The 11843-nt window shown below is 70.6% G+C and carries 8 protein-coding genes and 1 pseudogene; 2 read left to right on the top strand and 7 right to left on the bottom strand.

Annotated elements, in window-relative coordinates; all coding sequences use genetic code 11:
* Positions 1 to 35: 35 nt before the first annotated feature.
* From KKZ08_RS30230 to KKZ08_RS30205, 6 genes are all read right to left on the bottom strand, one after another.
* Positions 36 to 1538 (bottom strand): amino acid permease, encoded by a 1503-nt coding sequence (locus KKZ08_RS30230; RefSeq protein ID WP_223777436.1) that lies wholly within the window; start codon positions 1536 to 1538, stop codon positions 36 to 38.
* Positions 1539 to 1697: 159 nt separating this feature from the next.
* Positions 1698 to 3629: a 1-deoxy-D-xylulose-5-phosphate synthase gene (gene dxs / locus KKZ08_RS30225; RefSeq protein WP_223777435.1), complete on the bottom strand. Its 1932-nt coding sequence runs from the start codon at positions 3627 to 3629 to the stop codon at positions 1698 to 1700.
* A gap of 234 nt (positions 3630 to 3863) precedes the next feature.
* Complete coding sequence (locus KKZ08_RS30220; RefSeq protein ID WP_223777434.1) at positions 3864 to 5156, bottom strand: sugar ABC transporter permease; 1293 nt, start codon at positions 5154 to 5156, stop codon at positions 3864 to 3866.
* On the bottom strand, positions 5153 to 5953 hold the full coding sequence (locus KKZ08_RS30215; protein ID WP_127911846.1) for an ATP-binding cassette domain-containing protein: 801 nt from the start codon (positions 5951 to 5953) through the stop codon (positions 5153 to 5155). Before KKZ08_RS30215 ends, KKZ08_RS30220 begins: the two co-directional genes overlap by 4 nt.
* Positions 5954 to 6085: 132 nt before the next feature.
* The gene (locus KKZ08_RS30210) at positions 6086 to 7174 is read right to left on the bottom strand and encodes a substrate-binding domain-containing protein (RefSeq protein WP_223779248.1); all 1089 of its coding nucleotides are present in this window, start codon (positions 7172 to 7174) and stop codon (positions 6086 to 6088) included.
* A gap of 131 nt (positions 7175 to 7305) precedes the next feature.
* Complete coding sequence (locus tag KKZ08_RS30205; RefSeq protein WP_223777433.1) at positions 7306 to 8505, bottom strand: ROK family transcriptional regulator; 1200 nt, start codon at positions 8503 to 8505, stop codon at positions 7306 to 7308.
* 336 nt (positions 8506 to 8841) lie between these two features.
* Here KKZ08_RS30205 and KKZ08_RS30200 point away from each other — a divergent pair, with 336 nt between their 5' ends.
* Positions 8842 to 9927, top strand: a complete 1086-nt coding sequence (locus KKZ08_RS30200) for a serine/threonine-protein kinase (RefSeq protein ID WP_223777432.1) — start codon at positions 8842 to 8844, stop codon at positions 9925 to 9927.
* 143 nt (positions 9928 to 10070) lie between these two features.
* A complete protein-coding gene (locus tag KKZ08_RS30195) occupies positions 10071 to 10454 on the top strand; it encodes a hypothetical protein (RefSeq protein ID WP_223777431.1) in 384 nt (127 codons plus the stop codon).
* A gap of 424 nt (positions 10455 to 10878) precedes the next feature.
* Here the strand turns inward: KKZ08_RS30195 and KKZ08_RS30190 are convergent.
* Positions 10879 to 11772, bottom strand: a pseudogene (locus KKZ08_RS30190) (serine/threonine-protein kinase); the annotation flags it as partial.
* Positions 11773 to 11843 lie beyond the last annotated feature (71 nt).

Raw genomic sequence — 11843 nt, 5'->3', positions numbered from 1 at the left:
GGGGCCGGTGAGAAATGCCTGCCGAACGGCGGCGGCTACCGTGCGTCGTCGGCGTGGAGCTGCTTCCCGCGCCGGCCCAGCCGGCTGTGGGAACGCCCGTACACGAAGTAGACGACGAAGCCTAGCGCCATCCAGATGCCGAACCGCAGCCAGGTCTCGGCGGGCAGGTTCAGCATCAGCCACACCGAGGCCGCCACCGAGAGGATGGGCACGAGGGGCACCATCGGGGTGCGGAAGGCGCGGGGCAGGTCGGGGCGGGTGCGGCGCAGGATGATGACGCTCAGGGCGACGACGACGAAGGCGAAGAGCGTGCCGATGTTCACCAGTTCGGCGAGTTCGTTGAGGCTGGTGAAGCCCGCGAGGATCGCGATGAGCACGCCGAGGAGGATGGTCGGCCGGTGCGGCGTCTTGTACTTCGGGTGGACGTGGGAGAAGAACCGGGGCAGCAGCCCGTCCCTGCTCATCGCGAAGAAGACGCGGGTCTGGCCGAGCAGCAGGATCATGCAGACGGTGGTGAGGCCGACGGCGGCGCCGAAGCTGATGACGCCCGCGTAGAAGGGATGCCCGGTGGCCTTGAAGGCGTCGGCCAGTGGGGCGTCCACGGAGAGTTCGCTGTAGTGCTGCATGCCCGTGACGACGATGGACACGGCGACGTACAGGAGCGTGCAGATGAGGAGGGAGCCGAGGATGCCGCGCGGCATGTCTCGCTGCGGCAGCCTGGTCTCCTCGGCGGCGGTGGCCACGATGTCGAAGCCGATGAAGGCGAAGAAGACGACCGAGGCGGCCGTGAAGATGCCGAGGACGCCGAAGTTGGTGGGCGCGTACCCGAACATCAGCTGGATCAGCGGCGACTGGATGCTGTCGCCCGGCGGCACCTCCTGCGCCTTGGGGATGAACGGCTTGTAGTTGTCGGCCTTGATGAAGAAGGCGCCCGCGATGATGACGATCAGGACGACGGCCACCTTGATGGCCACGACGACCGTGGTGACGCGCGCGGAGAGCTTCATGCCGAGGACGAGGATGACGGTGAGGACGAGGACCAGCGCGAAGGCGAGGATGTCAAAGCCGAAGCCCTCGGCGGCGTCGGGCCCGGTGAGCGTCTCCGGCAGCTGCCAGCCCGCGTTGTCCAGCAGCGAGCGGACGTAGCCGGACCAGCCGACGGCGACGACGGCGGTGCCGAGCGCGAATTCCAGCACCAGGTCCCAGCCGATGATCCAGGCGGGCAGCTCGCCCAGTGAGGCGTAGGAGAAGGTGTACGCCGACCCGGCCACCGGCACGGTCGAGGCGAACTCCGCGTAGCAGAGGGCCGCGAGCGCGCAGACGACGCCCGCCGCGACGAAGGCGAGCGCGGTGGCGGGCCCCGCGGTCTCCTTGGCCACCTTTCCGGTGAGGACGAAGATGCCGGTGCCGATGATGACGCCGACGCCGAACACGGTGAGGTCGAGGGCGGAGAGCGACTTCTTGAGCGCGTGCTCCGGTTCCTCGGTGTCCTGGATGGACTGTTCGACGCTCTTTGTTCGGAACAGGGTGCTTGTCACGGGCGAACCTCCACGCTTGCCTCCACGCTTGTCGTCCCCGACATGATCGAGAGGCCGGGTATCGCACACCGTCCGGCACGGCCCTATTCACGCGAATGGGCCGGTCCCACCACCCGTACAGGGTGCCGGAACCGGCCCATCGGCCGTGTCGGGTCGACGTCAGTCGCGCGCGGGCTCCACGGATTCCACGGCCGCGGCCGTGTCGCGCTCGTACCTGCCGTCCAGCTTGGCGACCAGACCCGTGACCTGGCGGGCGATGTCCGGCGCGGTCAGACCGATCTCGGCCATGATCTCCTTGCGGGAGGCGTGGTCGAGGAAGCGCGGCGGGATGCCGAAGTCACGCAGCGGTACGTCGACGCCCGCGTCGCGCAGGGCCTGGGCGATCGCCGAACCGACGCCGCCGGCGCGGGAGTTGTCCTCGACGGTGACGACGACGCGGTGCTTCTCGGCGAGCGGCGCCATGGCCTCGTCGACCGGCTTGACCCAGCGCGGGTCGACGACGGTCGTGGTGATGCCCTGCTTGTCGAGCAGGCCCGCGATCTCCAGGCACATGGGCGCGAGCGCGCCGATGGAGACCAGCAGCACGTCGGGCCGGTCGCTGCCCGCCTCGCGCAGCACGTCCATGCCGCCGACCGTGCCGACGGCCTTGACGGCCGGGCCGACCGCGCCCTTGGAGTAGCGCACGACGGTCGGCGCGTCGTCGACCTCGACGGCCTCGCGCAGTTGGAGGCGGACCTGGTCGGCGTCGCGCGGGGCGGCGATCCGCACCGTCGGCACGCACTGGAGGATCGACATGTCCCACATGCCGTTGTGCGAGGCGCCGTCCGTGCCGGTGACGCCCGCCCGGTCCAGGACGAAGGTCACACCGCACTTGTGCAGGGCCACGTCCATCAGGAGCTGGTCGAAGGCGCGGTTGAGGAAGGTGGCGTAGACCGCGAAGACGGGGTGCAGGCCGCCGGTGGCGAGGCCCGCGGCGGAGACCGCCGCGTGCTGCTCGGCGATGCCGACGTCATACACGCGATCGGGGAACTCCTTGGCGAACTTGGCCAGGCCGACGGGCTGGAGCATGGCCGCCGTGATGGCGACGATGTCCTCGCGCTCGTGGCCGAGCTTGACCATCTCCTCGCCGAAGACGGACGTCCAGTCCATGCCGCCCGCGGCGATGGGCAGGCCGGTGTCGGGGTGGATCGGGCCGATGCCGTGGAAGTGGTCGGCCTCGTCCTCCTCGGCGGGCTTGTAGCCGCGGCCCTTCTCGGTGAGGCAGTGCACGATGACCGGGCCGCCGAAGCGCTTGGCGCGCTGGAGGGCGGACTCCAGGGCCTCGATGTCGTGGCCGTCGATCGGGCCCACGTACTTCAGGCCGAGGTCCTCGAACATGCCCTGCGGGGCGATGAAGTCCTTCAGGCCCTTCTTGGCGCCGTGCAGCGTCTCGTAGAGCGGCCTGCCGACGACCGGGGTGCGCTCCAGGATGTCCTTGCCGCGGGCCAGGAAGCGCTCGTAGCCGTCCGTCGTGCGCAGCGTGGCGAGGTGGTTGGCGAGACCGCCGATCGTGGGGGCGTAGGAACGCTCGTTGTCGTTGACGACGATCACCAGCGGGCGGTCCTTGGCGGCCGCGATGTTGTTCAGCGCCTCCCAGGCCATGCCGCCGGTGAGCGCGCCGTCACCGATGACGGCGACGACGTGGTCGTCCTTGCCGCGCACCTCATTGGCCTTGGCGAGGCCGTCGGCCCAGCCGAGGACCGTGGAGGCGTGGCTGTTCTCGATCACGTCGTGGTCGGACTCGGCCCGCGAGGGGTAGCCGGAGAGGCCGCCCTTGGCGCGCAGCCTCTCGAAGTCCTGGCGGCCGGTGAGCAGCTTGTGGACGTAGCTCTGGTGGCCCGTGTCGAAGAGGACCTTGTCCTTGGGGGAGTCGAAGACGCGGTGCAGGGCGATGGTCAGCTCGACCACGCCGAGGTTGGGGCCGAGGTGGCCGCCGGTCTTGGAGACGGCGTCGACGAGGAAGCCGCGGATCTCTCCGGCCAGCTCGTCCAGCTCCTCGGGGCTGAGCCGGTCCAGATCGCGCGGTCCCGTGATGCGGGTCAGCAGCGGCACCCGTGCCTCCTTGCAGTAGAGCTGAGATGTGCTGTTCGAGCGTTGCCGGGTCTGTCGAGTCTAATGTTCCGCCACCGCGCGCTGCGCCCGGGAGGCGGGTGTACCGGACACAGGGAACCCCGCGCCCCTCATCAGGGACGCGGGGAGAGCCCCGTCAGGGGCGCGGGGAACCGCGCGACCAGCCACGACGGCCCGGCAGCCAAAAAGACCGCCCCAAAAGACCGTCCTGAAACGCTACGCGCGCCCCGCCGACTTCTGCGTACGCCGCGAAACGGAGTCGATGACCACCGCGGCCAGCAGCACCGCCCCCGTGATCATGTACTGGATCTCACTCGCCATGCCGAGCAGGTTCAGCCCCTGCTGGATGGACTGGATCACCAGCATGCCGAGGAGCGCGGACCACACCTTGCCGCGCCCGCCGAAGAGACTCGTACCGCCGATGACGGCCGCCGCGATCACCATCATCAGCGTGTTGCCGCCGCCCAGGCTCTTCGTCGCGCCACCGGAGAGGCTCGCGATGAACAGTCCGCCGAAGGCCGCCAGCATGCCGGAGATGGCGAAGACGGTGATCCGGACCCGGTCCACGTTGATACCGGCGCGCCGCGCCGCCTCCGCGTTGCCGCCGACCGCGAAGACCTGCCGGCCGAAGGTGGTGCGCCGCGCCACGAAGTCCGCGATCACGAGGACGGCGAGGAAGAGCACCAGGGCAAGCGGCAGGCCGCGCGCGCCGGCGGGCTCGTTCAGGACGTACGCCGCGCCGCCCGCGAGGACCGCGACGACGACCGTGCGCAGCACGATCTCGCTGACCGGGCGCGAGGGCAGCCCGGCGGCCTTGCGGCGCTTGCTGTCGAGCAGCAGGGAGGCGGCGTACGCGAAGATCGCGACGGCCGCGAGACCGTACGCCGCGGCCTTGTCCGCGAAGAAGTGGCCGGTGAGGTCCTCGACGACACTGCCCTCGGGCGTGTTGATGCTGCCCTCGCCGCCCATCAGCCAGATCTGGAGGCCGCTCCAGCCGAGGAAGCCCGCCAGGGTGACCACGAAGGCGGGCACGCCGATCTTGGCGAAAAACGCTCCGTGGACGGCGCCGATGACGAGGCCGGTGAGGACGGCGAGGAGGACCGCGAGCCAGTCGTTCAGGCCGTGGGTGACGCTCAGCACGGCCCAGACCGCCGCGCCCATGCCGGCCACCGAGCCGACCGAGAGGTCGATCTCGCCGAGCAGCAGGACGAAGACGATGCCGACGGCCATGATGCCGAGGCCGGAGGTGAAGACCGCGATGTTCGCGAGGCTGCTCGCGTCCAGGAAGTGGTCGTTCTTCAGCTGGAAGACGACCGCGATGACGATCAGGCCGATGACGACAGGCAGCGAGCCGAGTTCGCCGCCGCGCATCTTGCGCTTGAACTCGGTCCAGTACCCGGCCAGGCCCTCCTCGCGGACGAGGAGGCGCGGGTCGACGGCGGGGACGGGCGCCGCGGAGGCCGGGGCGTCGGTGTTCTTGCTCGTCGGGGTCTTGGCGAGGTCGCTCACTTCGCTCCCTCCTTCGGTGCCGTGGCCGTGCGCGCCTTGCGGCGGGTCACGGCGTTGTCCGTGGCGCCGGTGATCGCGGCGATGATCTCTTCGTTGGTGGTGTCGGCGACGGAGAACGTGCCGTTGTTGCGGCCGAGCCGCAGCACCGCCACGCGGTCCGCGACGGCCTTCACGTCGGCCATGTTGTGGCTGATGAGGATCACGCCGTGGCCGCGCTCGCGCAGCCGCTCCACCAGGTCGAGGACCTGCGCGGTCTGCTCGACGCCGAGGGCGGCGGTGGGCTCGTCGAGGATGACGACCTTGGGGTCGCCGACCAGCGCGCGGGCGATGGCGACGACCTGGCGCTGACCGCCGGAGAGCGCCGCGACCGGGATGCGGACGCTGGGGATGCGGATGGAGAGGGTGTCCAGGAGCTCCCTGGCCCGCTTCTCCATCTTGATCTCGTCGAGGACGGAGGCGCTCTTCAGCTCGCTGCCGAGGAAGAGGTTGGCGACGACGTCGAGGTTGTCGCAGAGCGCGAGGTCCTGGTAGACGGTGGCCACGCCGAGGTTCTGGGCGTCGTGCGGCCGGCCGATGCGGACCGGGCGGCCCTCCCACTCGATGGTGCCGTCGTCGATCGGGTGAACGCCCGAGATCGTCTTGACGAGGGTGGACTTGCCGGCGCCGTTGTCGCCGACCAGGGCGACCACCTCACCGGTGTGGATTTCGAGGTCTACGTCCGTGAGCGCCTGGACGGCGCCGAACCGCTTGGAGACCCCGCGCAACGCCAGCACGGGCGTAGCGGACACGTGAATCATCTCCTTCGCCGCCTGACCGGCGGGGATGGTGGTACAGCGAGAGCAGAGCAGCGGGCCGTGGAGCGCTCTCACGAACGCCCCACGGAACCCACGGGGTGCGAACGGCTCGGCCGTCCGCGGGAGTTGCGGGGGTTACTTGATGCCCGCGGCGTCGCACGCCTTCTTGTACTGGGCGGTGCAGATCTCGCTGACCTTGTAGACCTTGTCCTTGATGATCGTGTCGGCGATCTCGGACTTGGTGATCGCCTGCGCGTCGAACAGCTTGGCCGGAATGCCCTTGAACTCGCCGCTGAGCGAGTCGACCTTGCGGTCGGTGAGGGTGTCGACGGCCTTGCCCTTGAGGAGCGCCACGGCGATCTCGGCGGTGGTCTCGGCCTCCGGCTTGATCTCCTTGTAGATCGTGTAGTCCTGGTCGCCGCTCAGCAGGCGCTGCACGCCCGCGAGCTCGGCGTCCTGGCCGCCGACCGGGACCTTGATGCCGCGCTGCTTGAGGGCGGTGATCACGCCGCCCGCCATGCCGTCGTTGGCGGCGTAGACGCCCTGGATGCCGTCCTTGCCGAGCTTGTCGATCGCGGAGGACATCTTCTTGTTCGCCTCGTCGGGCGACCAGTCCGGGATGTCCTGCTCGTACGCGATCTTCTTGACCTTCTTGTCGAGCACCGAGTGGGCGCCCTTCTTGAAGAAGGGGGCGTTCGGGTCGGTCGGCGAGCCGTTGATCATGACGACGTTGGCGTCCTTGGCGTCGGAGCCGAGCGCCTTGACCATGGCCCCGCCCTGGAGGCGGCCGATCTTCTCGTTGTCGTAGGACACGTAGGCGGCGAGCGGGCCCTCGGCGAGGCGGTCGTACGCCACGACCTTCACGCCCTGCTTGTCGGCCTGCTTGACCCACGACTTCGTCGACTTGTAGTCGACCGCGTCCAGGATGATCACTTTGACGCCCTGGGTGACGAGGGCGTCGAACTGCTTCTTCTGGTTCTCGATGTCCTGAGCGGCGTTGTTGTACTTGACCTTGCAGTCCGAGCAGAGTTCCTTGATCTTCGCCTCCATGATGGGGCGGTCGAAGGTCTCGTACCGGGTGGTCTTGTTCTCGGGGAGCAGCAGACCGATGGTCTTGTCGTCGCCGCCGCTGCCCTTGTCGTCGCCGTCGCCGGCCTTGCCGCACGCGGTCATGGCCAGTGCCATCGAAACCGCGGCCGTGCCTATGACGACGCGACGCGTCATTGCGTTCATGGTGGGGTGCCTCCCTGACGAGGCCGCGTCGTTGCGGCCGAGGTGGCTCGAAGTCAACTCGGCCGCCACACCAGCGTCAAGGAGTAAATCCTTAACGAGATGACAACGGTGCCATGCGTTATCTAAGTGAAGGCAGGCGTCCCGGCGGGCAGCGTCCCGTCCAAAAGGGTCGAATCGCCCATCTCGCTGAGCGCGAGGGCGAGCGCGCCCAGCACCTCCGCCCGTCCGCCAAGTGCCCCGGGCAGTACGGACAGTTGGCGCGCGGCGCTCGGGATCGCGTACCGCCCGACCGACTCCCTGATGGGCCCGAGCACCAGCTCACCGGCCTCCGCGAGGTCCCCGCCGAGCACCACCCGGGAGGGGTTGAGCAGGTTGCAGAGGTTCGCGACGCCGCTGCCGATGTGCCGCCCGACGTCGGCGATCACCCGCCGGCACCCCGGGTCGCCGTCCCGCGCGAGACCCACCACGCGCTCCATGGTCAGGTCGGTGCCGTGGCTGGACTGGAGCAGCGGCAGGACATAACGGGCGGCGGTGAAGGTCTCCAGGCAGCCGCGGTTGCCGCAGCGGCAGACCGGGCCCGACTCGTCGAGCGTGATGTGCCCGATCTCCCCGGCCGTGCCACCGGGGCCCCGGTAGATCCGTCCGCTGATCACGAGCCCGGCGCCGACACCGCTGGCGACCTTGATGTACGCGAGGTCCTTGACCCCTCGGCCGCTCCCCCAGACCAGCTCGCCCAGGGCGCCGAGGTTGGCGTCGTTGTCCACGTGCACCGGCACGCCGAGCCGGGCGCCCAGCTCCTCGGCGGGCTTCGTCCCTGTCCAGCCCGGCAGGATCGACGTCGAGCCGAGCGTCCCGGACTCCACGTCGATGGGCCCCGGTACGCCGAGCCCCACCCCGGCGATCTTCGCCGGGTCCACTCCCGTGGCCGCGATCAAGCGGCTGACCAGCTGCTCGGCCCGGTCGAAGCCCTGCGCGGCGGACGCGTCCACGTCCAGCGGTTCGGCCTCCTCTGCGAGCACCTGGTGGGCGAGGTTGCCGACGGCCACGCGCAGGTGCGTGTGCCCGAAGTCGACGCCGATGACGATGCCCGCGTCCCCGCTGAGCGAGACGCTGCGGGCCCGCCTGCCGCCCGCCGAGGTGGGCGTGACCTCGACGGTGCCGGCGTCCTTCAGCTCCCGCACGATGTTGGAGACCGTCGCCGCCGACAGGCCCGTCGTCCTCGCGATCTCCGCCTGCGTGAGCGAACCGGCGAGGCGTACGGCGCGTACGACCCGCTCGAGATTGGCCCGGTGCAGAGACGACTGCGACCCCGGAGTCTCCATTGACTCTCACCTTTGCCCTCTTTACGGACGACCCGAGGCCCCCCGCGACGCCGGTCCCGGAAACGGCTACCGGGCCATGTACAAGTTGTGAACTCCAAACTCTGCTGAAGGAGATGCCGCAGTCAAGTCGTTGAGGGAAATCCGCCACCGCGACCTGTCCGACCTCGCGGACCCCCGTGGGCCGGTGCGAGGGGCGGGACGTGACCGTGTGCAAGAGATGTCGGCATGCCGCCCGGCCTCTTGTCCGGGGTCCGGGGCGCGCGAGACGATCTGCCCCGTCCGTTGTACGGCTCGCCCGACACGGGACACGGAGGCACCGGGGACAGGGGGGACGCGGTGAGACGACTGACAGGGAGCGATCCGGTGGAGGTCGGGCGCTACCGCTCGATCGCGGAGCTCGGCCGGGGTGGCATGGGGCGGGTCCTGCTGAGCAGCGATCCGGACGGCCGCCTCGTCGCGCTGAAGCAGGTGCGTACGCAGTTCGTCGAGGACGACGGTTTCCGTGCCCGCTTCCGCCGTGAGGTGGCGGCCTCCCGCAAGGTGTCAGGAGCCCATACGTCGGCGGTGATCGACGCGGACGCGGAGGCGGAAGAGCCGTGGCTGACCTCGGAGTTCGTGCCCGGGCCCTCGTTGCAGCAGGCGGTGGCCGCGGTCGGCGCGCTGCCCGAGGAAGCGGTCCTGCGCATGACCGCGGGACTCGCTTCGGCACTGGTCGACATCCATCGGGCCGGGCTGGTGCACCGGGACCTGAAGCCGTCGAACGTACTGCTCGCCGACGACGGGCCCCGTGTGATCGACTTCGGCATCGCCCGGGCGACCGAGAACGAGACCGGCATCGGTACCGGCACGGACCTGACCCACACGGGACGTCTGGTCGGCTCGCCCGGCTTCATGTCCCCCGAGCAGGCCGAGGGGCGGCCGCTCGGTCCGGCCAGTGACGTGTTCTCGCTGGGGACGGTGCTGGTCATGGCGTGCACGGGGACGTGCCCCTTCGTCGGGCCCTCCGTGCCGCAGACGCTGTACAACATCGTGCATACCGAGCCCGACCTCGGCGGGCTGCCCCCGAGGGTCCGCCCCCTCGTCGCCCGCTGCCTTGCGAAGGACCCCGAGGCGCGTCCGACGCCCGCCCAGCTCCTTGAGGACATGGGCCGGATCACGTCGCGGGAGCGGCCCTGGCCCACGGAGGTGCACGAGCTGATCGCGGCCCAGCAGGCCGAGATCGCCCGGCTCCGGGAGGAGTTGGAGCGTCGCCCGCGGGAAGAGCTCGACGGGGCGGCGGTCGCCGTCGAGGGGGCGCCGGGCCGGCGCGAGTGGCCCCCCCCGCGCGGGTTCGCCGCGCTCGCGGTGACGGCCGTCGCGGTCGCCGTGCTGACCGCCACGGCCGTCATCGCGCTGAACCCCTGGCGCGAGGACGGCACCTGACCGTCGACCGCCCGCGGCGGGCGACCGAGACGGTCCAGCGGACGCCCGCGCCGCGCCCCGGGACCGACCGCCGAGCCGTCGCCGACCGTCGAGCCGTCGCTTAGCCGCCGAGAAGGAGACGGCGCCCGGCCCCGCCCTCGGCCGTGCGCGAGCCCTCCCGGCAGCCCCCGACCAGGGTCGGGACGAGGCCGAGCACGCGGCCCGCCGCCATCGCCGACTGCGGCGGGCAGGCGCTGGACAGGCCGGAGCGGCTCCTGGTCGCCTGCGGCGACGGGAAGGCCGGGCTCCTGGGCCTGTCGTGGTCGGGCTGGGGCGAGCCCACGGCCCGCGCCACCGGGCGCGGTTGGCACGTCACCTGCGAGCCGAGCTGCGCGGAGGGCAGGGAGGTCCGGTACCCGGTGACGGTGACCGTCGGCGGCCTTGCGGGCGGGCGCTACACGACGATGCGGGTCGACGCCCCGCAATCAGCCGACGACCCCGTCCGCTCCTACTCCCTCGACACGCTCGGACCGACACGGCGCAACTGACACGCGCTGCTCAGACACCCCGTGGTGAACGCCGCCCAGCCGAACTGCGCGCGAAGGCAGGGACGGGTCAGGGTGTTGCGCGCTGAAGGCCGCCGGAACCGACGGCGGCGACTCCCTCGGAACCCATGGGGATCATCCCCAGGTGCTTCTCGTCGATCCCCGTCGAGTACGTCTGGGCAGGCAGGGAAGCCGGGCAGGCGGTGTCGGCGGAGTCGGCGGAGTGATCCCGGGGCGACCCCGGCTCCAGGTTCGTGGTGAAGAGGAAGTCCTTCTTCTCGCCGGATATCGAGAACACGCCTCCCTGGCAGTAGCACCAGGTGGCCTCACCGGGCTTCCCGGCCTTCAGGAAGACCGCGACCTTGCTGGTGAGGAGCACGTTTCCCGGATCGATGGTGGCTGTCTGGAGCTGGAGCTTCCGGTCTGGCAACTCGGCGGTGCGGCGGCCCGGTTGGGCGAGCACCTCGCCGGGGAGCCAGGGCTCGGTCGACCCGTCCTCGGTGCGCTCGGCGATCTGGCCGGGGGTGGGGCGCTGCCGCGGGTCCTTCGCCAGGCAGTCCCGCACGAGATCCACCAGCGAAGACGGCACTCCGCTCAGGTCCGGCTCATCCTCGGCCACACTGAACAGCTGGGCGGCGAGCCTGCCGTTTCCGCCCGCGCCGAACGGCTGACGCCCCGTGGCCGCGTACACGAGGACGGAGCCGAGGCAGAACACGTCGCTGGCCGGGGTGAGTTCGCGACCGCTGGCCTGCTCGGGGGACATGAACCCGGGCGAGCCGATGACCATGCCCGTGCGGGTCATCGCCGATTCGGCGGCCGTCGCGTCCAGGGCGTCGAGGGCCCGCGCGATCCCGAAGTCGATGACACGCGGCCCGTCGACCGTGACCAGGATGTTCGACGGTTTGAGGTCGCGGTGGATCAACCCGCCGCCGTGTACGGCCTGGAGGGCGAGGGCGAGGCGGCAGGCGAGGAAGCGCACGGAACGCTCGGGGAGCGGGGCGAAGTCCTGTGCGACCACGGTGTGCAGATCCGGGCCCGGGATGTACTGAGTGGCGACCCAAGGGACGGCCGCTTCGACGTCGGCGTCGAGAACGGCCGCGGCCCACGGTCCGGCCACACGCCGCGCGGCATCCACCTCGCGCGCGAACCGCCGTCGGAAGTCGGGCACTTGGGCGATCTCGCTCCGTACGACCTTGAGCGCGACCGTGCGTCCGCCCTCCGACCGGCCCATGTACACGCGGCCCATGCCGCCCTCACCGAGCACACCCAGGAGCCGATACGCCCCTATGCGTGCTGGATCCCCGTCGCCCAGTGCCTTCACGCCGTCCCCCGCTGTCTGCCGCGCCTGGCCGAAGGTCAAAGCACCCCACATGCGTGCGGCGGGGCGGGGAG

The sequence above is a fragment of the Streptomyces sp. 135 genome (genome assembly GCF_020026305.1).
Classification (GTDB): domain Bacteria; phylum Actinomycetota; class Actinomycetes; order Streptomycetales; family Streptomycetaceae; genus Streptomyces.
This window is presented reverse-complemented; position numbering and strand designations above follow the sequence as displayed.